Below are 25,214 nucleotides of genomic sequence, written 5' to 3' on the forward strand. Positions count from 1 at the left end.
ATCGTGGAGGGTGAGAGAACATGATGGTTCCACCGTTGTCCGAGCGGCCCGTCACTGAGGAGGACGAGGAGCAGTTCCGCCGCGAATCCATGCCGCGCAAATACACGCTGCGTCAGCGGTGGGCCGACTATCGAGCCGAGGCGAGAGCCAACCGCCCCAAGGACGTAAAGGCCAGGGTGCGGGCCTGGCTGCACGTTGAGCCGTTCTATTGGGGGATGCGCGTCACCTACGTTGTGCTTGTCGTTGGAGCAGTCTTCGCCGTCTACATCAACGGCGTCGCAGAGGGGTGGTGGCACGCGTGGGGTGAGAAACCCACCGTCGCAGCCACAACGACGCCCGCCGCCAGGCCCGCACCATCCGCGTCGAGTCCCACCGAGGCAGCCATGTCGGGCGGCTACCAGATCGGACCCGACGGCATCCTCGTGCGCCCCGCCGAACACGCCGCATCCACCTACACCAAACCAAAACTACCCGAAGAAGCCAAAGAAAACACCGAACGAGGAGCAGAACTCGCAGCCGAGTACTACCACGCGCTGATGGGATACTCCTGGAACACGGGCGACACTTCAGCACTTTTGGGCATTTCAGATCCCGACTCAACTTTTGCAACCTCTTACGCCGATGACGTTGCCGAGCTGTACTCGAACGGCTGGGCTTACGGGAGTGAATCAGAAATCTCTCACATCGTTCGTGTTGAACCCATTCCTGAGAACGGAAACGATGTACGCCCAAACACGATCGCAGTTGTCTTTCAGCTTTCCTCAAGGACTGGGGTCATGTGCCAAGGTCAGAAGATAGTGAAGAGAGATCGAGAGTATCAGTCACTACTAACGCTATATATGACATGGCAAAACGATCATTGGATCGAAACTCAAGGAAGCTTGATCGCTGATGCTAGCAAATAAGTCAATTCACGCTGTGTTCGCAAGCCTCCTGTCTCTATGCATTCTAGTCAATACAACTTCTACTGCTAACGCATTCTTTGATGATGATCTGCCAGATCCATACGCTCAGCGTTCCGATGCATCCGGACGATCAGTAACAACTTATGCGCAATTGATCGAACAGCAGATTGAAAACGCACTCCCGCAAGCTGCAGACTCATCCGTTGGTGACGAGAGGGCCTGGAGCACGGCTCAATCTGCGCATGCCTCAGACCCAGATTCTGATATTGACTGGGAACATTGCGGTTTCGACATTATCGACCCTTCACAGCCATTGAAGTTGCAGGTGGCAGTATGCGCCTATCCACCACCAGAATCTCCTGAATCACCTCTGCCCGAAAAGCTGCCTACAACGAGGGACATTCTCTATTCAGCCGCAGCCGTGATCCACGCTGACGGGGCCGGGTTGTATAAGCGACCGTTGGGGGTCTCCTACACGAACAAGTTCATCCCCACGATTGTCGCGGTCACCAGCCCCACCCAAACACACGTCATCAACCTGCTGGGACGCGACATCACGATCACGCTCACCGCCACGAACTACGAATGGAACTGGGGAGATGGCACCCCCAACCTGGTCACCACCTCCACAGGATCAGTGTGGTCCGAGGGCATGGATTTAAACACCGACCCGAACCTGATCCGCCACTACTACACACCACCCCAAGGCTGGCGCTCCATGTTGGACGGTCCCTACCCCCACGAAGACCGCGACATCACCCTGACCACCACGTGGAGTGGAACCGCCACCAACCCCTTCACCGGAGAAACACAAACCATCAACGGCCTCGTCACCACCACAGAAACAACCGGCAAATTCCCCCTGTCCCACCTGGTCATCAACAACACCGACACCTGGGAAGAAAAACAAGGCCACTAACAGGGCGCTCAAGGGAGGAAAGAATCGTGAGCGACTCGCAGTTTCACCAACGCAATGCGCATCCCTGAATCATCACGGTCATCACCGTCGCCACAGTCATCGCAGCATCCCTGCTTGGGTTCCAGGCATTCAACACCAAGGCGAATGCCGAGGCCAAGGATCGCCCGCAATCAGCACAATCCGACACCTTACAATCCACCGACAGTCAGTCTGTAGACCTACAGCCAAGAGGTACACCATCCCCGGCACAAATACCGATTGAGATCACCAAGCCCACTCCCCCAAGTGCGAACAGCCCGCCAACACCAGAATGTTTCACGTGAAACAATCCCCGCATCAACCTCGTCACCGACGACGACACGGGCATCAATCCGAGAATCACTCCCCCAGATCACCACCGCAGCTATCCCGGCATCCTAAGGCCACCGAACAGCATCACACCACGGTCACGGTTTCACAGCGAGCTCGTAACGCACCCAGCGGCGCTGACCCGTGAACGTCACCAGGCCTCTTGACACGAGGTCGCGCAGCTCCGAGCGCGCTTCCTCAGCGGTCACACCAAAATGCTCCCTATATTCCCCATTGCTCCAGGTACGCCCATGACGCATGTCAACCAGTGCTTCCTTCTGACGCCTATTCAAACCCGTCGCCGCCTCCAGCCCGAGACCGCCAAGCCACGTCAAGTCCCCACCCGGAATCAGCGCAGCATTCGGGAAACGCACCGTGAAGGACACCCGATGCGATCACAGCGCAATCCGCGTCAACCATGGATTCAACCCCGCCACTCACTTCAGTTCATAGAAGCATCTTTCTATCTCATAGAACCCCATTTCTATGACATAGAAGGGGGTTTCTATGTCATAGAGGCCCCTTCATAACTCATAGACGCCCATTTTTGCGCCATAGAACCCCATAGAGGGACATCTTCGATTCATAGAATCAAGCGACACCCCAACCTCGAGGCTACAACGGGAACAGATACCATCCCCATGAACATGTGTTTCACGTGAAACAATCACTCCACGCCTAACAGTCTCACCACTCGCTCGACGGGCAGCACAAGCAATGCCGCACACCACCCGAGCAACCGCATAAGCCCAGGTTCAAGCCCGCTCACCCGCCCACGCCTCGGCTCAAATCGGCCGTCATCCTCGAATTGTTTCACGTAAATCATTCGGCGCCTGCACCTACAGGCACCCCCGCACGCCCGCAAACGCGCAACCACACACCAAGCACGCACTCAACCACGGCGAACAACAAGCGGGGTGCCGCCCCTCGGCAGCACCCCGCTCAATGAGTCACGCGCACCTGCGCCGCGCAACCAACAGCAATACCTCACCCCCGTCTCTCCCGCAGGGTGCGCGCGAGGACCCCATGCCTCGGCGCGAAGACCCAGGCAAGCACGAAGCATGCGGTGAGCACCAGGACGATCGTGGCACCCGTGGGAACGTCCAGCGACCACGACAGGTACAGGCCCACCAGGCCGCCCGACGCCCCCAGGGCCGGCGACAGGATCATCATCGTCCATAGGCGGTCGCACAGGAGCCGCGCGGTCGCCGCGGGGGTCACGAGCAGTGCCAGCACCAGCACGTTACCGATCGTCTGCACGGAAATCACGACGGCCAGGGCCACGGCGACATACAGGGAAAGGTCCGCGAGCAGCACGTGCACGCCCGCCGCCCGCGCGCTCTCGCGGTCCAAGGTCACGGCCACAATGGGTCGGTGCGCCAGGAACAGCATGAGCAGCACGAACAAAGCGCCGCCCATCACCACGGGCACATCCGACGCCGGGATGCCCGTGATCGACCCGAACAGGAAGTCCTGCAGGCTCCCCGCGTACCCGGGTGCCCGCGCGATGATCGCGACACCGAGCGCGAAGGCGCCCACGAAAAGCACGCCGATGACGGAGTCCTCCTTGAGCCGCCGATTCTGTGCCAACAGCGCCACCAGCACGGCGGTCACGACTCCCGCGAGGGCACCGCCGAACACCAGGGATCCTCCGCACACGAACGCGATGGCCAGGCCGGGGAACACGGAGTGCGCGACGGCATCCCCGATGAACGCCATGCCGCGCAGGACGACATGCACGCCGACGCTGCCGCACACGAGCGCCGCGACGACCGCGATGAGCAGCGCGCGCGGCAGGAACGCCAGCGCGGGGTTCGTCAGGTCGCGGAAGAAGTCGTAGGGGCTCAGGAAGTCCGCCGCGGCGACGAGGCCGTGGCCGCCCGCGTGGATCACGGCGCTCATGCGTGCACTCCTAGGGCGTCGAGGATCGGGTTGTCGGGTCGCACGTCGAAGGCGCGGATCCACGGGTCAGCGTCGGCGAGTTCGTCGGGTCGCCCGGACGCGATGATCGTGCGCCGCAGCAGGTAGAGGCGGTCGCAGCCGGCGCGCGCGCCGATGAGGTCGTGCGTCGTCATGAGGAGGGCGCGCCCCCCGTCGGCAAGCGCGCGGAACAGGTCCATGAGCATCTCCTGGGTGGGCATGTCGAGGCCGGTGAAGGGCTCGTCGAGGAGCAGCACGGCGGGCCGGATCGCGAGGGCCCGGGCAACGAGGACGCGCTGGCGCTGCCCACCGGACAGCTCACCAATGGGTCGCTTCGCGAGGTCGCGCATGCCGACGAGGGACAGGGCCTCCTCGACGGCGCGGAAGTGCGGCGTCCGCGCGCGCCCGAGCAGCCCGCGCCGCACGGTGACGGCCTGCAGGACGGCGTCGCGGACACTGATCGGGAAGTCCCACGCGAACTCGTGGCGCTGCGGCACGTAGCCGATCGCGCCGTCGGTCTCGACACTGCCGCTGGAGGGGATGAGCCCCAGGATCGAGCGGATCAGCGTGGTCTTCCCGGCGCCGTTGGGTCCGATCAGTCCGACGAGTTCCCCGGCCTCGACCTCCAGGTCGACGCCCGTCAGGACGCTGCGCCCACCCAGGGACGCCCCCAAAGAGGTGACGCGCAGCTGGCTCACTGCTCCCCTCCCCCATTGCCGAGGCCGTTGCCCTCACCGCTCTCGCCCGCGCCGGGTGCTCCGGCACTCTGGGACGAGGCCGTGGCTGCTTCCTCGTTCCCCTCACCCCGGGTGGCGGGCAGGGGTGAGAGGAGGGAGTCGGCCTCGGCGATGGCGGCGGCCTGTTCGGCGCGGCTGCGGCGCGAGCGTGCAACGACGAGCGCGCCGATCACGAGGAGGGAGAGGGCGACGCTGACGATGATCGCGAGGAAGGCCCAGTCGGGCAAGCCGCCCTCGGGCGAGGACGACGTCGACTCGGAGGAGCCGGGGCCCTGGGAGGTGCCCACAGACGGAACTGCGGAACCAGAACCGGAAGCGGCGGGCGCAGCCATGGCCAGGGCTTCGGACGCGGAAGCGGCGTCGCCCACGGCGAAGCGCAGGGTCGTGGAAGCGGCCACGGCCTCGCCGGCGGTGGTCGTGCCCAGGAAGGTCACGGTCGCCGTGTAGGTACCGGGGGCGGAGAACGCCCAGTTGGCGTGCACGTGCGTGCCCGAGTCGATCCACACGTCGCCGGGGGCGGCACCCGAGTCGGCGAGCAGGAGGGGCTTGCCGAAGGTGCCGGACTGGAGGAACAGCCACGCGCGGCCGGGGCCTCTCACGGGGCCGACGCGCATGGTGAGGCCGCGGTCGATAGTGGCCGTGACGGCGGGATCCTGCGTGTTCCATCCGAGCCATACGACGCTCGGGTTCTGCGTCTGGGGGATGACGTGGACGGGCTTGCCCGCGACGTCGGCCAGGAAGGGGTAGTCGGCGGAGTCGGGCGCGGTCATGATGGCCGCGTCGCTGACCCGCAGGACGGTCTGGTTGGGGTCGCGCCACACGGCACCGCTCTCGGCGTCGTGGCGCAGTCCGGCCCGCCACTGCCCGTCGATCAGTCGGGGACCGAGATCGACGTGTCCGGCGCTGATCTCGCTGGCCTCATTCGACCACTCCTCGTGCGCGGCGACGCTTTGCGCGAGGTCGGGGTCGGGACTCGGGTCAGCAACAGAAGAGGGGGCACCCACGATGAAGAGGAGAGCTGACACGAGCAGGGCACTCAGCGTCATGCCTAGACGGGGCCGTCGGCTAGCCCCGGGGACAGCGACAGGGCCTGGCTGGGCTTCGAGATGAGACGCCCGCCCACTCTGTTCCGTGGGCGGCATGATGGTTTGCCACATGAGGTCGGCGCGGGGCCTGCAGGGCCTGGCCGGGCTTCGAGACGACACGCCGAGCGATGCTCGTGGCGTGGCGGCGAGCGGGCGGGCAGGCCCCGCGTCAGCCGGAAGAGGTAGTCCCGTGGCGAAGAGCCGACGGCCGTCAGCAGACTGGGAAGAAAAGAGTTTCATGGCATCTCCTTGCCGCCCAGGCAGCGTGCCAGTGAGCGGGCGTTGTGTTGCATCATGTCGATGTAGGTGGGTGCTTGGTCGTCGAGGGTGTCGCCGTAGAGGGGGCAGATGTTCACGCCCGCGTCGGTGGCGGCGGTGCGCAGGGTGGAGCGGGTGCGCGCCAGGTTGGGTTCGAGGAACACCGCGGGGATTGAGGAGTCGGACAGGGTGGCTTGGAGTTTGATCCGGTCGGCGATGGAGGGTTCGACGCTGGGGTTGGGTGCGACGAATCCGGCGACGGTGAGTCCGTAGGCGTTCGCCAGGTAGGCGTACGCGTCGTTGGTGGTGACGAGTTTGCGTCGCTCGGATGGGATTGTCGCGATGGTCGAGGCCATGGTGGCGTCGAGTTCGTCGAGGCGCGTCAGGTAGGCGGCGGCGTTGGTCCGGTAGGTGGCCTCGCCGCCCGGGTCGACGGAGATCAGAGAGTCGCGGATGACGCGCACGTAGGCTTGGGCGTTGTGGACGTCGTGCCATAGGTGGGGGTCGATGTCGCCGTGGACGTGCTTGCCAAGGACTGCTTGGGGCAGCATGTACACGTTGGTGCCGAGCTCGCCGATGAATCGGAACGAGGTCTCACCGGGGATGGTCGTGAGCGCGCGGGTGGGCACTTCGATGACGACGTGGTCGAGGTCTGTGCATTCCATGGTGGAGGCGACGACCGACCCGGCGCTGGATGCGCCGACGCAGGGGGCCGAGGCCTCGTCCCCGCTAAGCGCGTCGGCGTCGGAGGCGAGTTCGACGCGCTTGGTGGTGAGGTTGACGGTGATGTCAGCGTGGCCGGCGGAGAGGACGCGGCGTCCTTCGGCGGCGGCGATGTCTTCGGGCGGGGTGCCGACGGCGAAGACGGCGGTGCCTTCCCCGACGGGTGCGGGGGTGGCACCGGGGGTGGTGCGCAGGTTGGCGCGGAAGTGGACGCGGTACACGCCGGGGGCGGTGAACGCCCAGCTCATGTGTTGGTGGGCGTCGGCGGGCAGCTGCGCGGTGTCGGTGTCGTATCCGCCTGCCGCGTTGAAGCCGTCGGAGGAGGCGAAGGCGATCTCGGGCTGCCCGAACGACGTGGTGAGGTACGCGGCGGCCTGGCCGGGCCCATCGATGCCGGTGGTCGTCAGGTCGATCTGCGAGGCGCGGGTGGCTCCCATGTCGGTGCCGTCGCCCCACACGCGCATGCCGAGCCACGGGGTGTCGAGGGCTCGATCTTCGACAAGGGGAAGGATGGTGGCACCGTTTTTGGCGGCCTCTTCGGCGACGGAGACGGAGCGTGAGCCGGCGGGCAGGTTGGAGTCGAGGGCGCGGATGAGGGCGTGTTCTTCGAGCATGAGGTAGTTGGAGAAGGCAATGTCCGCGTAGGCGACGTCGCGGATGGTGCGCAGGGAGGGTTCCCACGAGTGTGGGTCTGCCCCGTTGGGGACCATCTGGGTGACGTGGGCGCGGTCTCCGGCGACGTTGCGGACGAGGTCGGCAAGGATGCCGGTCGTGGCGACGACGCGCAGCTCGCCATCGTGAGCGGGGTCGGGCGCAGGCGCGCACCCGGCGACCCCCGCCGTAAGCGCGAACGTTGCTGCGGCGAGTCCACACCCACTCCCCCGCCACCCACGGGAGGGGTGGCGGGGGAGGAAGGAGAGGATGCCTCGTGAATGAGTGCTCACGAGAACGCTCGCGCGTTTCTGCGTCGGCCGATCGAACTGACCCACACGCAGGCCGCGCCGGTCAGCGCCCACGTGAGCGAGACGACGGCCAGCGGGATGGTGTCGGCGCCGGTGATGGCCAGGGAGAGGTCGCAGTCTTTGCCGGAGGCGGTGCGGCCGACGACCTGGGATGCCATGGGTCGGCTGCTCGTGCCGAGTGCGCCGGTGGCGGTGACTTCGCCGCTGCTGCCGTAGCCGGAGCCGGTCAGGGCCGCACCGGTGGGGGTGACGCGCATGGAGATGGTGAGCGTGTAGGTGCCGGGCGCGGTGAACACCCAGTTCTGGTGGGCGTGCGTGTTGGGGCCGAGCGTGTAGCTGGAGCCGGGCCCATCGAACACGTGCTCGCCGACGCCGGAGCCGAGCGCGCCCGCGTTAAAGACGGCGACACGGCCGGGTCCTTCGACGGCGTCGAGGGTGAATTGGACGCCGCCGGTGGTTCCGGTGACGATCTCTTCGCGCTGGGAGTTCAGGCCCAGCCACGGCACGCCCGCGATTTGGGTGGAAGGGATGAGCCACACGCTGGAGCCGGCGGTGGCAACGAAGCCGAGGTCTGCGGGCGCGGTGATGCGCGCGGCCTCACCGAGTGCGAAAGTCAGGGTTGATGGGTCCACCCACTGCGCGGGCTGCGTACGGTCGTCTTTGATGCGGGCGACGAGGCTTCCGTTTTCGATGGCGGGCCCCAGGTCGAAGTGTCCCTCGGTCGCGTTACCGGATGCACCCTCGCCGACGCTGACGGTCAGCGTGGTGCGCGCGGTGTTGGCGGGAGCTTGGGACGAGGCCGGGGCAGCAGATTCGGTTCCCGTTGCCTCGCGGGTGACGCGGGTGGGGATGCAGCGTTCGCCTGACGACGTGGTGGTGCGAGCGCCCGAGGTCGTGGTGCCTGAGGTGGTGACGCCATAGGTTGTGCCCGCTCCCCCGCTGCTGCCCGCGCCCAGACCTGTGCCCGAGGTCTGGGCGGGGTCGTTCGCTCCAGCGCCGGTGTCGGAAGCGGAGCGGTCTGTGGTGTCCGGGGCCGAATCCCCGTCAGCGCCCGACTGCCCGGCTCCCGACTGGGCATCCGTGGAACCTGGGTCGACGCCGGGTGCGGGGGCTGCGGGGTTGCCATTACCGCCGGGGGTAAGGCCGGCCTCGGCGAGGCACGCGGCTTCGTCAGCCACGTCGATCGTGTAGGTGCGGGTGGGTGCGACGGCGTTGGCGGTGCCGGTGTTGCCGGGGGTCCAGGCGCTGGCTTGGACGGTCAGCGTGTAGCGGCCGGCGCGCGTGAACAGCCAGTTGACGTGCTTGTGGGCGGCGTAGGGCTGGTCGATGTCGTCGCCGCCCGGGGCCAGGTCGTAGCTGCCGTCGGCTGTGACCGCCTTCAGGCCTTCTGCGAAGCTGGATGTGAAGGCGTAGATGCGCCCGTCGGCTGGCCCGGAGTAGGTGATGTGGAAGCGCGCGGCGTCGTATCCGCCGGCGGCGATGCCCAGGGTGTCCCACCCGGGCCACAGGACGGTGGCTTGGTTGTCGCCGGACTGGCCGAGTAGGTACGCGGCGGCGGGCGCGCCGGTCGTCTGGCTGACGGCGTCGGGAATCTGGGTGAGCGTGCTCGCGGGGATCGCGAGGAGGGTCTGCTCGGGTTCGCGCAGGACACCGGAGCCGGTGGCGTCCTCCTTGATGCGCAGGGTGAGCGCACCGGCCGCGTCAGAGGTGAGGTCGAAGATGTCGGCGTGGCCGCGGTTCAGGGTGGCGGTGGTGCCGTCGGGCGGGGTGCGCATGACGTCGCAGGTGGTCACTCCCCCGGTTCCCGAGGCCGTGGCGGCGTCCGTCGCAACCGACTCCAGCGCGATCGAATTCGTCGCGGCCGCTTCTGCGTTGTCGGCGGCCGCATCGGTTGTAACTGTGGTGGCTGCGTTGTCGGCGGCCGCATCGGTTGTAACTGTGGTGGCTGCGTTGTCGGCGGCCGCATCGGTTGTAACTGTGGTGGCTGCGTTGTCGGTGGCTGCGTCGGACGTAACTGTGGTGGCCGCGTCGGTTGTGGCTGCGTTGTCTGCCTGGGTGTTGGAGGCGTCGGAGGCTTCGTGTGCCACTTCCTCGGCTGCTGCTGTTTCGGTGGCGGAGTCGAGTCCAGTGCCTGCCTCGTCGGCGGCGTGCGCTCCTGTTGGTGCAAGGAAGGATGCTGCCGCGAGGCTCATTGCGGCGAGGGCCCGGGCAGCTACGCGGCCCGGGCTCCTGTATGTCGTGGGGTTCATGGGTCCTCTAGATACTGTCTTGAATGAAAATCGTTATCATTCTAGTCCTGGCACGACGCCCCCGCCACCACTCCCACCACAAACACCCCTCAAAATACCTGTTCTGCACAACCAGACCGTCTACGCAGTGACTTGTATCCACTCACCATCGCTCGAAAGCTATGCTGACAGCGTTTTTCCTTTGCAATTGCTTGATTCTCGCTGCGACGGATCTAACTGTCCGAACGATTGATTGCCAAAAAACCGAGGCATAAACTATAGCCGTTAAGCGCCTGACACAGCTGCCAAGCTCGTCCGGCGCTTTTTCTTGTTTGATACGCAGGGTCGCGCTGACGCTACCCGCGTTGGCGCGCTCCACGTACGAGAACCGCCGGGCGATCCCCGGCCTCGTCAAGCAGGGACACAATCACCAATACGATCCCACGAGGAGCCCACTCATGTTCTCCACCATCGACGTCATGGTTGCCCAGGCCCACATCGACCAGCTCAACGAGCTCGCCGACGCGAAGCGTTCGCGCAAGGCCGACCGCCACTGAGCACTTCCGGCTCGGCCGGAGTAGCGCAAGTCCGCCGACCCTTCTGGGCTGCGGACTTTTTGTATCCAGTTGCGACGATGCTCCTGAAAGCTACGGGCAGACCTTTCCTGACGACTTCCCTACTCCCCCATGACCGGCAAGTCCATCGGGCGGATCCGCTCGCTCTCCTTCTGCTTCGTCGCTGTCAGCAGCTAGTTCACCTATCGACACGTCGGCCACTTCCTAGCCCTATCCGCGTCTGCACTGAGCCGGAGAGCCGGGATTGTTTCACGTGAAACAATCCGCGTGCGCGCCCCCGGTTGAGACCAGCCACGGCTAGCCGCGGCTACTCGTCCTCTGAGATGTACCCCTTGGCAACAAGACGCTGGTACTCGCTCACAATAAACATCTCCTCAGGAGACTCAACAATGCAGCTGACCAGAGCATCATTGCCGCCCACACTCACGCCCACGCCCAGCGGGGTAACAAAAGTAGAACGATAACGCTCCTTCTTACTACTACGCTGCTTCGCCTTCCCATACCGGCGCGTCAAAATCTCACAGAAATGCCGATAAATCACCTTCGCCGGCTCCAACGAATACCCCCAAGCCTCCTCAGGCGCAATATCAGTGATCAAAAAACTGAACGTTCCGATCGAGCCACTCCCTTTGGTGAAGTAACAAGGAAACCCTATTGGGTGAACGTCAGAAGTAAAGACGTTGGGCTTCCCTTCCTTCTGTGTCCATCCGAAGCGGTCGCGTAGGGCGTAGCCGTCTTCGGCTGTTTTGGGCCAGGGTGAGTCCACCCACGCCTGGAGTATCTCGATGAAACGATCATCAGACAACACGGTGAACTCAAAGGACATGATCCTCCTCTAGTGACCCTTGATGGCCTGGTCGATGCGGGAAATGTGGGCCGGGTCCAGCACAATCGGCACGGTCTTAAAGTCTATTCTCCCAGCGTTCCCACTGCGGGCAATCACGATATCGGAATGCACCGTGACGCACCCGTCCTTGATGGCCTCCCACAACGCCGGGTTCTCACGCATCTTCTGGTGAAAATCCACGTCCGTGGCCAGGCGATCCCCCACGTAGGCAGCCGACCCCTGCTCAACCTTGCCCCCATCAACCTCATAGGTCCCGACCTTGGCACTCGTGCCGCCCTTGCACTCCCCCACATGCAACTCCCCAGGCCGGTACCCGATCGCGTCCACGCGACCACTACCAGTGCCCGGACCACCTACGCCCCCGGCCAGACCCACGCGGCACCCGGAACACCGGCCGCGCCACCGACAATGTTTCACGTGAAACATGTGACCGTCACCCGGGCCTCGTCGCCCCGTGCGGCCAGGAAAGTGGCACACTTTACCTATACGCATAACGCGACTCCACGCAAAGGATGGCACCCATTGACTCAGCCTTCAACACACGGAGCGACCCCGGCCTCGTCCGGCTCGTCGCGCACGCAGGGCAACCGCCTCGACCCCTGGTACGACGTCTACGCGGACCAAGCCCTGAACCTGCGCGCATCCGAGATCCGCGCCCTCTTCTCGGTCGTCTCCCGCCCCGAGGTCGTTTCCCTCGCGGGCGGCATGCCGAACCTGAAGGATCTCCCCCTCGATAAGCTCGCGGCGTCCGCGGAAAAGCTGATCCGCAACCACGGCGCGCAGGCCATGCAGTACGGCAACGGCCAGGGCTGGGAGGTCCTGCGCGAACACATCACGGAGGTCATGAGCTACGACGGTATCGTCGGTGCCGACCCGGACGACGTCGTGGTAACGACGGGCAGCCAGCAGGCACTCGACCTCGTCACCGAACTCTTCGTGAACCCGGGCGACGTCATCCTCGCCGAGGCCCCCTCGTACGTGGGCGCGCTCGGCGTGTTCCGCGCGCGCCAGGCGGACGTCGTGCACGTGCCGATGGATGAGCACGGCATCATTCCCGAGGCCTTGGCTGAGACAATCCGCAACGTGCGGGCGTCGGGTCGGACGATCAAGTTCATCTACATCATCCCGAACTACCACAACCCGGCGGGTGTGACCCTGTCGGCGGAGCGCCGCCCGATCATCGCGGAGATCTGCCTGCGCGAGCACGTCCTCATCGTCGAAGACAACCCGTATGGCCTGCTCGGCTTCCACAGTGATCCCCTGCCGGCCATCGCCTCGTACAGCCCGGAGGGGGTCGTGTACCTGGGTTCGTTCTCGAAGATGTTCGCGCCGGGCTTCCGCATCGGCTGGGCGTACGCGCCGCATGCGATCCGCGCGAAGCTGGTCCTGGCGCTCGAGTCGGCGATCCTGTGCCCGTCGATGGTGGGTCAGATGGCGATCGCGGATTATTTGGGCAGCTACGACTGGTACGGGCAGGTGAAGACGTTCCGCTCGATGTACGCGGAGCGCGCTCACGCAATGCTGACGGCGCTTGAGGAGTTCATGCCGTCGTGCTCGTGGACGGTGCCAGACGGTGGCTTCTACACGTGGGTGACTCTGCCTGAGGGTTTGGATGCGAAGGCAATGCTGCCGCGCGCGGTGCGCGCCCAGGTCGCTTACGTGTCGGGTACGGCGTTCTTCTACGACGGGCAGGGGTCGAATCACATGCGCTTGTCGTTCTGTTACCCCACCCCGGAAAGAATCCGCGAGGGCGTGCGCCGCCTCTCGACGGTCGTCAACGCTGAGAAGGAAATGGTTGACATGTTCGGCACTGCTTCAACGGATGAGGCCGGGGCTGGGTCGGCTCGTTAAGGTTGCGAAGGAGTAACAACACTATGGCTACGAAGGTTCTGATTATTTCGGGCGGGTTGACGCATGAGCGTGATGTGTCGGTGCGTTCGGGTCGTCGCGTCGCGAATATTCTGGCGCAGGCCGGTTACGAGGTTGTCATTTCGGATGTGGATGCGTCGCTGGCGGGGGCGATCGAGTCGTTCGCTCCTGACGTGATTTGGCCTCTCGTGCATGGGTCGATTGGCGAGGACGGCTCGTTGCAGTCGTTCCTGGAATCGGTGGGGATCCCCTTTGTGGGTTCGTCGTCGGTGCAGTCGATGTTGGCGTCGAATAAGCCGACGGCGAAGGCTCTGCTGGGTTCAGCGGGGCTGGCGACGCCGGGTTGGGTGACGCTGCCGCAGGCGATTTTCCGCCAGCTGGGTGCATCGAATGTGCTGTCTGCGCTGGAGGGGTCGGTGTTGTTCCCGGTTGTCATTAAGCCGACGGATGGCGGTTCGGCGCTGGGTATTTCGACGGCGCATGATGCGAAGCAGTTGCGTCGTTCGATGGTGGATGCGTTTGCGTACGGCCAGCGCCTGATGGTTGAACAGCGTATCGAGGGCCGCGATGTGGCCGTATCGGTCGTGGATCTGGAGGGTGGGCCGGTGGCTCTGCCCCCGGTTGAGATTGCGACGGATGATGGCCGTTACGATTACGATGCGCGGTACACGACGGATGAGTCGGAGTATTTTGTGCCGGCGCGTTTCTCTCCCGAGGCCTTGGCTGACATGCAGGCCGCGGCTGTTGAGGCGCACACGACGCTGGGTCTGCGGGACTTGTCGCGCATGGATTTTGTGGTGGATGAGGATGGGACGTGCTGGTTTATTGACGCCAATGTTGCGCCCGGTATGACGGATACGTCGCTTCTCCCCCAGGCGGCGGATGCGCTCGAGGATTCGTCGTTCGCACAGCTGTGCGCCGACATCGTTGATTTCGTGGCGGGTGGTCGCGTGGCTGATGGGTCCGCGGATGATGCTGCCGAGTCGGCCGATTCGTCGGAGGAGTCAGAACACTCCGCTGACGCCCCCGTCGAGGGCGAGTAGCGACACTGCTCCCCTGCGAAACGCACCGGGCCCGGGAGGACTGCTGTCCTCCCGGGCCCTTCGTGTCTCCGAGAACGAGCCGCGTTGGATCTCTGGCGGTATCTCAACCGTCTACGTGGGGAACGCTGCGGCGACTACAGTGCCGGGGTGTCGGCAGGGCCTGGCCGGGCTTTGAGATCGACCGTCCAAGTGGAGGATGCCGCGGGGTCTGACTGTTTTTCACAACCATCCAAGTGGAGGTCGCCGCGGGGCCTGCAGGGCCTGGCCGGGCTTCGAGACGACGCGCCGAGCCGAAGGCTCGCGGCGCGGACGGCGAGCGGGCGGGCAGGCCCCGCGGCGACCGAAACTCACACAGCTGGCTGGACCCGAAGGTACCCCAAGCACGGATGAGCAGCACACATTCGCTCGTCACGCGCAACAAAATGCGAAAGCGCGCCTCAGAACAGGAAGCCGAGTTCCTTGAGGCGTGCCTCGGCCTGTTCGGGTCCTGTCCACAAGATTCCTTTGACGCCCATCAGTTCAGCGGCGCGAACATTTTCGCGACGGTCGTCGATGAAGGCAACGTCTTCGACGGGAGTTCCGAGGCGGTGGAGTACGTCGCGGTAGATGCCGCGGGAGGGCTTGCAGATGCCGTAGTCGCAGGAGAAGGCGAAGAAGTCGAAGAGGCTCCCCCATTCGGAGCGGCGGATTGCTTTTGCAATGGGGTACGGGGCGTTGGAGAGGATACCGACGCGTATGCCCTGGTGTCGCAGGAAGCGGACGAGGCTGAGGGTGGATTCGTTTGCATCGGCCATACGTGAGGAATCGAGTTCCACGAGGGCTTTGAGTAGGTCTGCGGGTGGTTCGTCCTGTCCGCAGTCGCCGGCGATACGGTCCCAAAAGTCCCGATCAGACAGACCGGCGTCGTAGTCGCCGCGGTGTGTCCACATTGCTTGGTCGACGAGTGTTGTGAGGCCTCGCGATTCGTCTCCGAGCATGCGGGCGATGACAGCGGGATCGGGGTGAGAGTCAACGAGGACTCCCCCGACATCGAAAAGCACGGTGCGCGAACTGCCTGGGGCATGCATGCCTTTCGCTCCTTCTAGTACTGCGAGGATCCGACGCCGGATCCTTAAGAGTAGTTTAAGCGTAGTTTGAGCCACAGATTAGGCCGGAAAATGTATAATTGGAAACATACTTCGGCTGATCTGCTGAGACGTGTACAAAGCTGACTCAGTGGAGAATAAGGTCTGCGATTCGCTGGAGGTCGTCTGCTCCTGCGAATTCGATGACGATTCGACCCTTCTTTTGGCCTTCCGTGATGGAGACGCGCGTGTCGTACGCGTCGGACAGGGCCGTCACGACGCTCTCTCCCAGTGCAGACAGGGGTTCTTGCTTGCGGGCGCGCGGGCGTGGGGTGGCCTTGACCTTGCCGACTCGGACGATCTCTTCAGTGGTGCGCACTGAGAGGCCTTCCGCGACGATGCGCTCCGAGAGTCGTTCCATGTCTTCTGCTGTGTCGAGGGACAGCAGGGCGCGGGCGTGGCCCGCGGTGATGACTTGTGCGGCCACCTTCTTCTGGACGGTCGGGGGGAGCTTGAGTAGGCGCAGGGTGTTGGCAATCTGCGGGCGCGAGCGGGCGATTCGCTTGGCGAGTTCTTCCTGAGTCGCACCGAAATCGGCCATGAGCTGCTGGTATGCGCTCGCTTCTTCCAGCGGGTTGAGCTGGGCCCGGTGGAGGTTCTCGAGGAGCGCGTCGCGGAGTAGATCCCCGTCGTCGGTCTCTCGGATGATCGCTGGAATCGTGGTCTCGCCGGCGAGCTCGGAGGCACGCAGGCGGCGCTCGCCCATGATCAGTTCGTAACGCGCGTCGGGCTTGTCGGCGAGGTACTCCTGGAGCTTCTCGGAACGGCCGGTGGCGGGAATGTTGCGAACGACGACGGGCTGGAGAACACCGACCTCCTTAATGGAGGCGGACAGTTCCTTCAGGTCATCCTCGTCGAAGACCTCACGAGGCTGCTTCGCATTGGGGACGATCTGATCGATAGCAATTTCGGCGAAGGACGCCCCGGGCACGGGCAGAAGCTCATTCTCCTCAGATGTTTCACGTGAAACATCTGGAATAGACTGAGCGACGGTTTCGACGGGCACAACACGCGGGGTAGAACCACTCTGGTCGGGGGCTGAGCCATTGATCCCGGAGCCAAGAGGATTAGATGCATTCACCGTGCGGCGTGCCGCGCCAATGTCCAGGGTAGGCATTGCGTGGCGCTTCTTGTTCGACGAGGCCGTGGCGCGCTTAGGCTGGAGGAGATCCTTTGCGGATCCTCCCCTACCGCTGGCGGCAGGGCCTTCGGGGAAGAAGACGTCGAGTGGACGTGCAGGAAGGGCGGGGGGTGTCGGTGGCTTCTGCTCACCTGCCTGAGGGATGAGAGCGCCAAGACCGCGACCGAGGCCGGTGTGCTTGCGAGCACCCTTGTGGCCCTCAGTCTTCGGTGTTGCATCCGCCATTGCATAACTCCTTCAATTGCGTGCGTTTATTGTTTCACGTGAAACAATGCATTGCGCTCAGGTGATGAGCGGCTTTGATCACTTTGTTGAACTTATGGTCGCGAATCGTGATGACTACGTTCCAAACTGCGGAGAACCCAGGCTGCGGGCCAATGTTTCACGTGAAACACTGTTTTACAATGCGGCGGCAAGCCGATCGCACAGCTCGAGGGCGGCCTTTCGGTATGCGATAGCACCAACGTTGCGCGGATCGTACGTAATGGCGGTCTGTGCGTAGCTGGGGGCTTCGGAAATGCGAACGCTGCGGGGAATCACCGTCTCGAACGTGTGATGCGGGAAGTGCGCACGCACCTCAGATTCGACCTCCTCGGACAGGCGGGTGCGCTTGTCGGACATGGTGAGGAGCATTCCCGACACGCGCAGGCCGGGATTCATGCTCGCACCGACGCGCTCGACCGTATTCCAGAGCTGGCTCAGGCCCTCGAGAGCGTAGTACTCGGCCTGAATGGGGATCAGAACCTCGTCGGCAGCCACCATGACATTCAGCGTCACGAGGCCGAGCGAGGGCGGGCAATCAATGAGGATAATGTCAATCTCATGATGCGCCGCCACGTACCGGCTGAGCGCAGCCTTCAGGCGACTCTCACGCCCGGGCACGTCAACCAGTTCAATCTCGGCACCCGATAGGTCGATTGTCGCCGGGCACACGAGGATGCCCTCGACATCGGGACACGGCTGGACAACATCCTCCAGCTCCGCTCCCCCGATCATCACGTCATACGTCGATGGTGTGCCCACGGGGTGCGCGACGCCAAGCGCGCTGGATGCGTTGCCCTGCGCGTCCGCGTCGATAACAAGCACCGACAGACCACCCATTGCAAGGCCAGCAGCCAGGTTGACGGCCGAGGTCGTCTTACCGACGCCGCCCTTCTGGTTGGCGATTGCAATGATGCGCGTGGACGCCGGCTTGCGATACTCAGCGTTTGCGAGCATACGCAAATCGGCGATGTTGCGTTCAATCTGAGAGGACAGAGGGGCGTTTTCTGCTGTCACGTGACACCTTCCTAGCTACTGCCTCTAGTCTACGGGCCACCGCCGACACTAACAGTATCGAAAGCCCGCGATGCATGAATACACACAGGAATCACGACACATTGCATCGAACACCAAAAAAATGTTCTGTAGGATCGATTCTCCTGGCCGCGTCGGTCGATCACACAAGCTTCAAAATGACGCAACGGCACCACAAAAACATGCAGAAGAAAGGCTCACTCACAATAAAGTGATGGCCGCCACATTGCAATGTGGCGGCCATCACTTTCAGCAAAACCTACTTGATACGGGTGCAGACCACCACGTACGTCGACTCTTCCTCCATGATCGAGGGAACCTCGTGTATCTCGGCACGCAGGTGGTGACGGCGTAGCTCAGCCGAGGCCTCGTCCACCTCAATTGGAGCGCGACGCCCCTTGAGCGCTACGAGCGAACCACCCGGCGCGATGAGCTTGGACGTCATGCGCACGAGCTTGCTCATATTCGCCACGGCACGGGCAGTGACCACGTCGGCCTTGCCCTTGCCTCGCAGCTCCTCGGCACGCGCCTGATGCACGGTCACGTTATCCAGGCCCAGGCCCTCGACGACCTCTTCAAGCCACTCCACGCGGCGTGCCATGGGCTCCGCGAGGTGAATGTGCAGGTCAGGCCGACACGCGGCGATCACAATGCCAGGCAAACCGGAGCCGGAGCCAACGTCCAGAACCTCGCGCCCCTCCTTGCGGGGCATGAAGTCGAGGACGGCGGCGGAGTTGACGATGTGACGCGACCAGATGCGTTCCATGTCGCGCGGACCGAGCAGGCCGCGCAGCTCGCCCTCCTCCTCGAGCATGCGCGCGTATTCCGCGACGTCGGAAAAAGCGGGGCCGAAGAAGTCACGGACTGCCTGCGTGGGTTCTTCTGGGACGAAGGGGTCGCCCACCTGGCGACCCCTTCCCGTCCCGTTCGGGTTCTCACTCACCGTCGGAAACCTCGGGCAGGATGACGACACGGCGGTGGGGTTCGACGCCCTCGGACTCGGAGGTCAGGCCCTCCTCGGCGACGACGTCATGGCAGACCTTGCGCTCGAAGGGGTTCATGGCGTCGAGCTTGACAGCCTCACCGGTGGAGCGCACGCGGGCGATGGCCTCGCGAGTGATGTCCCGCAGCTCTTCCTTGCGCTCGGCGCGGAAGCCGGCAATGTCGAGCATGAGGCGAGAGCGCTCGCCGGTCTCGGTCTGGACGGCCAGGCGGGTCAGTTCCTGGAGCGCGTCCAGGACCTCGCCATCCTCGCCGACGAGGCGCTCGAGAGCCTCGGGATCGTCGGCGACGATCTCGACGGATGCGCGACCGTTCTCGACGTCGATCTCGATGTCGCCGTCAAGGTCAGCGATGTCGAGCAGTTCTTCCAGGTAGTCGGCGGCGAGTTCGCCTTCTTCTTCGAGGCGGGTGAGCTTGCCTGCATTGTCGTCACTCATGACGGGTCCTCCATGATGGGAAATGGGGTCTTGCTGAGATCCAGGGTACCCGCTCGGGTTCCGGGACCGTGAATTGTCGATCAGTGCTTCTTGCCGGAGTGGCGGCGGGCCTTGCGGCGCTCAACGCGGCGGCGCTCAATCTCCTCGGCGCTCAGGGAGCTGTTTGTGCTGTCCTTCGTGTCCTGGGCAGGGGTCGACTCGGACGAGGTCTTAGTGGCCTCGCGCTCGAGAGTGCGGCGTTCGCGGACCTGCTTCTGGAGCTCGGCACGCTGGGCGGAGGCTTCCTGCTTAGCAAGGCGCTTTTCGACGGCGAGGGTCAAGCCGTGCATCCACTGCTCGTCGGGCAGGGTCGTCCACTTCTGGGAGGCGAGGTTGCGGTAGACGGTGATGATTTCGCCGGTGGTCATGGAGGCCGGGAAGTCGGAGGCGACGTGCTGTTTCTTAGCCTTGGAGCGCACCGCGACGAGCGTGCGCTCGTTGAGTTCGTCGACGCGTGGGTCGGTGGACTCGGTGCCCAGGGCAGCACGCTCACGGTCATAGTTCTGGAAGAAGGGCTTAGCCCACTCCTGGTAAGCGGACTCACGCGAGGAGAGCAGGTCGGCGTAGGCCGGGGAGCCGGGAGTCGGCATGACCTTGACGGTCCAGAACGACTGGCCGAGGGCCCAGAAGGAGGCGGTCACCGTGTAGATGACGACGCCCATCTGGAAGAAGACACCGGAGAAGATGAACATCAGCGGCATCACGTACATCATGGAGCGCTGCGACTGAGCTATCGGGTTGTTACCCAGGTCGGGCATGTTGCGCTGGAAGGACAGGCGCATCGAGAAGAACTGCAGGGCCACCATGAGGATAATCGCGGTGACGAAGACGCCGACGATGAGCGGATCCCCCGTGGATTCGCGCAAGGTGCGCGACAGCGGAACACCGAAGACGGTCGAGTTCACAATCTCGGTGGACACGGACTCGGTGAGCGGGCCGAGGTGGTCAGCGGCCTCGCTTCGGTACGTGTAGGTGCCGGCGGAGATGGAGGAGACGGCGATGATCGCGCGGTACATACCGAACAGGACGGGCATCTGAACGAGCATCGGCAGGCAGGAGGCGAAGGGCGAAACCTTGTGCTTGCGCTGGAGGGCCTGGGTCTCTTCCATCATCTTCTGACGGCTGACCTGGTCCTTCTTGCCCTTGTACTTGTCCTGAATCTTGCGCATCTCAGGCTGGATGGCCTGCATGGCGCGCGAGGATCGGATCTGCTTGAGGAACAGCGGGATGATGGCGATGCGCACCAGGATGGTGAGCAGCACGATGGACAGGACCCACGCGATGCCGGAGCCGGAGGACATTCCAACGAGCACCAGGAGGTCATGGATCCACACCCACAGCCACGAGATGGCCCACGCGAAGGGGTGGAGAATTGCGTCGAACATAGTTTTCGCTTTCGCCGTGGCGCTTGGGCGCCGCTGTTTCGTTGTTCCTTACATTCCGAGGCCGTGGCCGGTTACTCGGTCAAGTCATGTTCCGGGTCCAGTCCCATGGGGGCGGGTCGTTCCCAGTTGTCGTGGCCTGCCCAGTCATCGGGTGGGACCCAGGCCTCTGGTTTCCAGCGCCCACGCGCGGGCACGTGGTCTACGCCCCCGTGGCTCCACGGGTTGCACCGCAGCAGGCGCCAGGCCCCGAGGATCAGTCCCTTGATGGGGCCGTGAACGCGGATTGCTTGCAGCGCGTAGGCGGAGCAGCTGGGCGCGTAGCGGCACCGGGGACCGAAGGCCGGGGAGATGTATCGCTGGTAGGCGATGATGGGCGCGGAGGCGAGTGCGACAAACACTCGCCTCACGACTGTGATCGCGCGTTCCACTTGCGCCACGCTCGCTCCATCACGCGGTCAAGATGTGTACCGAGTTCCTTGGAGGGCACGCCGAGGGCCTTGGAGGATGCCCTCACGACGAGCCTGGTTCCTTCGGGTAGGTCGGCGACGCGTTCGCGCATGAGGTGGCGCAGCTGCCGCTTGACGCGATTGCGCCCGTTGGCGCGCTTGATTTCCCGCTTGGGTACGACGAAACCGACGAGGCGACTGTTACGCTCCTCGTCGGCTCGGACGTGGACGACAACCAGTGGATCTCCTGCGCGCGCTCCGTGTCGGATCGCGGCGGTGAAATCCGCTGGGTCAACCATGCGGTGCGCGCGCGGCAGCACCGGGGTGTCTCAGGCGGACAGCTTGGCACGGCCCTTGCGACGGCGGGCAGCCAGAATGGCGCGGCCGGCGCGGGTCGACATGCGCAGACGGAAGCCGTGCGTCTTCGAACGACGACGGTTGTTGGGCTGGAAGGTCCGCTTGGTGGTCACGGCAATTCTCCTCGGCGGGGAGTGGTCTCCCACTCGTTAATCGGTTGGGCTACCGGCCCGATCAGGGCACGATAGCGGGGACACACGCCCGAAATGGGCGCAAACAATTTCCAAGACTAAGCGGATGTGGGCGGGGAGTCAACGGGGCGAAATTACACACCGCGTCACACACAGTTTCCACAGCTGTGGAAATCGCTGTGGAGCAACCTCTTCCACAGCGGTGGATGACGACAGTTATCCACAAGCTGTGTGTCAATTTGCTTTCCGCGTCACTCTGCGCCCCCAAAGTTGTAACTACATACATGTGATTCTGTGATAGTTCTCCACAGCTCCATCCCCAACCTGTGTATAAGCCTGTGTGCGGACTACACTTTGAACATGTCATAAGGTCACGTACATCACCCTTAAGTCGTGACTGAATTCACCGTATATTGTGTTCGGAGATAGTCGTGGAGCCAGATTCCCTCACACGCGCGTGGGCTGTCGCCCTCGACGCAGTTCCCACCGACGAACTGGGTCCCGTTGCGACGTCGATGCTGCGCTCCGCGCGCCCGCTCGGCGATATCGAAGGGACGATCCTCCTGGCCGTCCCTAACGGCTTCACGAAGCAGTGGATCGAAGATAAGGCGCAAAACAAGCTGACGACCGCCCTGTCCGTGAACCTCGGACGCCCCGTACGCATCGCCATCACGGTCGATCCGTCCCTGGAACTCGTGGAAACGAAGGAAGAGGAGGAGGAAGAAGAAGAACCCCCCGCTCCCGCGCCGGTTCCTCCGACCCCCACCCCGGCCTCGTACCACGAGAAGAAAAAGAAGGGACAGCGTTCCCCCGTCGCGGCAGACTCCCGCGCCGACGCAGTTCCCACGCACCTGAACCCAAAGTTCACCTTCGATACCTTCGTTATCGGCCCGTCGAATCGTTTCGCGCACGCCGCCGCGCTGGCCGCGTCGGAGTCGCCAGGCAACGCCTTCAACCCTCTCTTTATCTACGGCGACTCCGGGCTGGGTAAGACGCACCTGCTGCAGGCCATCGGCCACAACGCGCTGTCGATGATGCCGCACCTGAAGGTCCGCTACGTCAACTCCGAAGAGTTCACAAACGAGTTCATCAACGCGATTCGCCTCAACAAGACGGATAACTCGCAGGTCGAGGCCTTCCACCGCCGCTACCGCGAACTCGACATCCTCCTTATCGACGACATCCAGTTCATCGGCAACAAGGAGCAGACGGTCGAAGGCTTCTTCCATACATTTAATGCGCTGCACAGCGCGAACAAGCAAATTGTCCTGACCTCCGACCTGCCTCCCGCGCAGCTCAAGGGTTTCGAGGACCGCATGCGCTCGCGTTTCTCCTCGGGCTTGCTCGTCGACGTTCAGCCGCCGGACCTGGAGACCCGCATCGCGATCTTGCACAAGAAAGCGGATGCTGAAGGCTTCGAGGTGACTCCTGAAGTCTTCGAATACGTGGCCTCGCGCATCTCCTCCAACATTCGTGAGCTGGAGGGCGCGCTCGTGCGCATCGGCGCGTGGGCGTCCCTCTACAAGGAGCGCATCGACCTGAATCTGGCGCAGATGATGCTCAAGGATTTCGTGTCCAACCCGGACGATAACGAGGTTACGGTCAGCCTCATCATGAGCCAGTGCGCCGTCTACTTCGGCGTGACCATCGAGCAGATGGGGTCCTCCGAACGCAGCCACACCGTCGTCGAAGCCCGCCAGATCGCCATGTATCTGTGCCGTGAACTCACCGATCTGTCACTACCCAAGATCGGTCAGGCCTTCGGCCGTGATCACACGACGGTCATGCACGCGAACAAGAAGATTTCGAAGCTCATGAAGGAGAAACGCGAAACCTTCAACCATGTGTCCGAGCTTACAAATCGCATCAAGCAAAAGGCCAGGGAAGCATAAAACCCGCGCGGGCGCTGACGAAAGTCGGCGCCCGCGCACCGTTCACAGGATATGTGGACAGCGCGTGGATGAACGAACAAACCCTGTGGAGAAAACGAGGCCCTCTGTGAATGACGAAAACTTGTAATTTCAGCCGTCCACACGTCCACGTGCACAGTACACAGATCCATCCACGTAATTACACCAATGTAATTTCAAGATTTTTCAACGAAAAAATGAGTTATCCACAGAACTCACAACCCTTATGATGAAAGGAGAGTCGAAAAGAAAATTTTTTTCACAGGTCTCCGCCCAACAACAGCGCTGACGCGTCGTGACCAGCGCGAGTGCCAAGCAAGAATCGCGCCCCACGTGGGCACACTTGTGGGTAAAGTAGTGATCAATTCGTTTTGCGTTTTGGAGGCAGCTATGAAGTTCACCGTCGCCCGCGATGTTCTGGCCGAAGCCGTGTCGTGGACCGCCCGCGCGCTCCCCGTGCGTCCGGCCTCTCCGATTCTGGCCGGCGTGCGCATCAAGGCTGAGGGCGACGAACTGACCCTGTCCTCCTTCGACTACGAGGTCTCCGCGAACTCGCACATCCCCGCCACAGTCGACGAGGCCGGCGAGGTCCTGGTCTCTGGCCGTCTCCTGGCTGACATCTCCAAGTCGCTGCCCTCCAAGCCGGTCTCCGTCGAGCTGGACGGCCAGAAGGTGAACCTGGTCTGCGGCTCCTCGCACTTCACGCTGGCAGTCATGCCGTTGGACGAATACCCACTGCTGCCCGCCCAGCCCAAGGGCATCGGTGCCATCGACTCATCCACGCTGTCCCAGGCTGTCTCCCAGGTGTCCATCGCAGCGTCCCGCGACGACACGCTGCCCCTGCTGACGGGCGTACGCATCGAAATCAACGGCCCGGCGATTACGCTGCTGGCCACCGACCGTTACCGCCTGGCCATGCGTGAACTCGACTGGGAACCCGCCGACACCTCGATCGAAGAGGTCGCCCTGGTTAAGGCCCGCATTCTCCAGGACGTCGCCAAGTCGATGACCTCGGGTGCCAAGGTTGAGGTCGGCCTGTCCAGCGAATCTCAGCCCGGTGCCTCGTCCCTCATCGGATTCACCGCCCAGGGCCGCCGCACCACTTCCACGCTCATGGACGGCGACTACCCCGCTGTGCGCCGCCTTTTCCCCGAATCCACGCCGATCCAGGCCGTCGTCGACCGTCACGCGCTGCTCGAGGCCGTCAAGCGTATGTCGCTGGTCGCCGAGCGCAAGACCTCCGTGCGCCTGGCCTTCACCGACGGCCAGCTGGTTCTCGAAGCCGGTCAGGGCGACAACGCTCAGGCTTCCGAAGCCATCGAGGCAACCCTGCACGGCGACGATATTTCGACCGCGTTCAACCCGCAGTTCCTCATCGACGGCCTTCAGGTCCTGGACACCGACTACGTGCGCTTCGGCTTCACGCACCCGACGAAGCCGGCCGTCATCACCGGTCAGAAGAAGGCCGACGAGGGCGAGATCGCGCAGTTCCGTTACCTGCTGATGCCCATTCGTTTCGGCGTCTGA

22 protein-coding genes are annotated in these 25,214 nt (G+C 63.5%); 6 read left to right on the top strand and 16 right to left on the bottom strand.

What is annotated here, in order from left to right; translation table 11 throughout:
• Window positions 1–20 precede the first annotated feature (20 nt).
• Complete coding sequence (locus QZ149_RS03155) at window positions 21–905, top strand: DUF6318 family protein (protein ID WP_291449844.1); 885 nt, start codon at window positions 21–23, stop codon at window positions 903–905.
• A gap of 421 nt (window positions 906–1,326) precedes the next feature.
• On the top strand, window positions 1,327–1,824 hold the full coding sequence (locus QZ149_RS03160) for a hypothetical protein (RefSeq protein ID WP_232204187.1): 498 nt from the start codon (window positions 1,327–1,329) through the stop codon (window positions 1,822–1,824).
• Between the two features lie 1,335 nt (window positions 1,825–3,159).
• Here QZ149_RS03160 and QZ149_RS03165 read toward each other — a convergent pair.
• The 7 genes from QZ149_RS03165 to QZ149_RS03195 form a co-directional block, all read right to left on the bottom strand.
• Complete coding sequence (locus QZ149_RS03165; protein ID WP_291449845.1) at window positions 3,160–4,074, bottom strand: anchored repeat-type ABC transporter permease subunit; 915 nt, start codon at window positions 4,072–4,074, stop codon at window positions 3,160–3,162.
• Entirely contained in the window at window positions 4,071–4,790 is a 720-nt protein-coding gene (locus QZ149_RS03170) for an anchored repeat-type ABC transporter ATP-binding subunit (RefSeq protein ID WP_291449846.1), read from the bottom strand. The genes QZ149_RS03165 and QZ149_RS03170 overlap by 4 nt, the downstream gene beginning before the upstream one ends.
• Complete coding sequence (locus QZ149_RS03175) at window positions 4,787–5,875, bottom strand: choice-of-anchor M domain-containing protein (RefSeq protein ID WP_291449847.1); 1,089 nt, start codon at window positions 5,873–5,875, stop codon at window positions 4,787–4,789. Before QZ149_RS03175 ends, QZ149_RS03170 begins: the two co-directional genes overlap by 4 nt.
• Window positions 5,876–6,150: 275 nt before the next feature.
• Window positions 6,151–7,818, bottom strand: coding sequence for an anchored repeat ABC transporter, substrate-binding protein (locus tag QZ149_RS03180; RefSeq protein WP_366488144.1), 1,668 nt, complete (start codon window positions 7,816–7,818; stop codon window positions 6,151–6,153).
• A 17-nt stretch (window positions 7,819–7,835) separates the two neighbouring features.
• Entirely contained in the window at window positions 7,836–10,106 is a 2,271-nt protein-coding gene (locus tag QZ149_RS03185; protein ID WP_291449849.1) for a TIGR03773 family transporter-associated surface protein, read from the bottom strand.
• Window positions 10,107–10,967: 861 nt separating this feature from the next.
• On the bottom strand, window positions 10,968–11,486 hold the full coding sequence (locus QZ149_RS03190) for a DUF6301 family protein (protein WP_291449850.1): 519 nt from the start codon (window positions 11,484–11,486) through the stop codon (window positions 10,968–10,970).
• 9 nt (window positions 11,487–11,495) lie between these two features.
• Window positions 11,496–11,798: a hypothetical protein gene (locus tag QZ149_RS03195; protein WP_291449851.1), complete on the bottom strand. Its 303-nt coding sequence runs from the start codon at window positions 11,796–11,798 to the stop codon at window positions 11,496–11,498.
• A 231-nt stretch (window positions 11,799–12,029) separates the two neighbouring features.
• Here QZ149_RS03195 and QZ149_RS03200 point away from each other — a divergent pair, with 231 nt between their 5' ends.
• Both QZ149_RS03200 and QZ149_RS03205 read left to right on the top strand, forming a co-directional pair.
• Window positions 12,030–13,358 carry a PLP-dependent aminotransferase family protein gene (locus QZ149_RS03200; protein WP_009647655.1) on the top strand — a complete coding sequence of 443 codons (1,329 nt, stop codon included), beginning with the start codon at window positions 12,030–12,032 and terminating at the stop codon, window positions 13,356–13,358.
• 23 nt (window positions 13,359–13,381) lie between these two features.
• The gene (locus tag QZ149_RS03205; RefSeq protein ID WP_291449852.1) at window positions 13,382–14,419 is read left to right on the top strand and encodes a D-alanine--D-alanine ligase; all 1,038 of its coding nucleotides are present in this window, start codon (window positions 13,382–13,384) and stop codon (window positions 14,417–14,419) included.
• A 437-nt stretch (window positions 14,420–14,856) separates the two neighbouring features.
• Here the strand turns inward: QZ149_RS03205 and QZ149_RS03210 are convergent, their stop codons facing one another.
• The 9 genes from QZ149_RS03210 to rpmH all read right to left on the bottom strand — a co-directional run bounded on the left by QZ149_RS03210 (window position 14,857) and on the right by rpmH (window position 21,759).
• Entirely contained in the window at window positions 14,857–15,486 is a 630-nt protein-coding gene (locus tag QZ149_RS03210; RefSeq protein WP_291449853.1) for an HAD family phosphatase, read from the bottom strand.
• Window positions 15,487–15,631: 145 nt separating this feature from the next.
• A complete protein-coding gene (locus QZ149_RS03215) occupies window positions 15,632–16,909 on the bottom strand; it encodes a ParB/RepB/Spo0J family partition protein (protein ID WP_291449854.1) in 1,278 nt (425 codons plus the stop codon).
• 174 nt (window positions 16,910–17,083) lie between these two features.
• Window positions 17,084–17,962: an AAA family ATPase gene (locus tag QZ149_RS03220; protein WP_291449855.1), complete on the bottom strand. Its 879-nt coding sequence runs from the start codon at window positions 17,960–17,962 to the stop codon at window positions 17,084–17,086.
• Between the two features lie 277 nt (window positions 17,963–18,239).
• Entirely contained in the window at window positions 18,240–18,923 is a 684-nt protein-coding gene (rsmG, locus tag QZ149_RS03225; RefSeq protein ID WP_291449856.1) for a 16S rRNA (guanine(527)-N(7))-methyltransferase RsmG, read from the bottom strand.
• Window positions 18,916–19,419, bottom strand: a complete 504-nt coding sequence (locus QZ149_RS03230) for a R3H domain-containing nucleic acid-binding protein (protein ID WP_291449857.1) — start codon at window positions 19,417–19,419, stop codon at window positions 18,916–18,918. Before QZ149_RS03230 ends, rsmG begins: the two co-directional genes overlap by 8 nt.
• A gap of 80 nt (window positions 19,420–19,499) precedes the next feature.
• Window positions 19,500–20,843 (bottom strand): membrane protein insertase YidC, encoded by a 1,344-nt coding sequence (gene yidC / locus QZ149_RS03235; RefSeq protein ID WP_291449858.1) that lies wholly within the window; start codon window positions 20,841–20,843, stop codon window positions 19,500–19,502.
• 71 nt (window positions 20,844–20,914) lie between these two features.
• Window positions 20,915–21,280, bottom strand: a complete 366-nt coding sequence (gene yidD / locus QZ149_RS03240; protein WP_291449859.1) for a membrane protein insertion efficiency factor YidD — start codon at window positions 21,278–21,280, stop codon at window positions 20,915–20,917.
• On the bottom strand, window positions 21,247–21,609 hold the full coding sequence (rnpA, locus tag QZ149_RS03245; RefSeq protein ID WP_009648468.1) for a ribonuclease P protein component: 363 nt from the start codon (window positions 21,607–21,609) through the stop codon (window positions 21,247–21,249). Before rnpA ends, yidD begins: the two co-directional genes overlap by 34 nt.
• Window positions 21,610–21,618: 9 nt before the next feature.
• Entirely contained in the window at window positions 21,619–21,759 is a 141-nt protein-coding gene (gene rpmH, locus QZ149_RS03250; protein ID WP_003791379.1) for a 50S ribosomal protein L34, read from the bottom strand.
• Between the two features lie 449 nt (window positions 21,760–22,208).
• Here rpmH and dnaA point away from each other — a divergent pair, with 449 nt between their 5' ends.
• Together dnaA and dnaN are read left to right on the top strand one after the other, a co-directional pair.
• Window positions 22,209–23,669 carry a chromosomal replication initiator protein DnaA gene (dnaA, locus tag QZ149_RS03255; protein ID WP_291449860.1) on the top strand — a complete coding sequence of 487 codons (1,461 nt, stop codon included), beginning with the start codon at window positions 22,209–22,211 and terminating at the stop codon, window positions 23,667–23,669.
• Window positions 23,670–24,077: 408 nt separating this feature from the next.
• Entirely contained in the window at window positions 24,078–25,214 is a 1,137-nt protein-coding gene (dnaN, locus tag QZ149_RS03260) for a DNA polymerase III subunit beta (protein WP_009648474.1), read from the top strand.

This window comes from Actinomyces sp. ICM47, assembly GCF_905369875.1.
Classification (GTDB): domain Bacteria; phylum Actinomycetota; class Actinomycetes; order Actinomycetales; family Actinomycetaceae; genus Pauljensenia.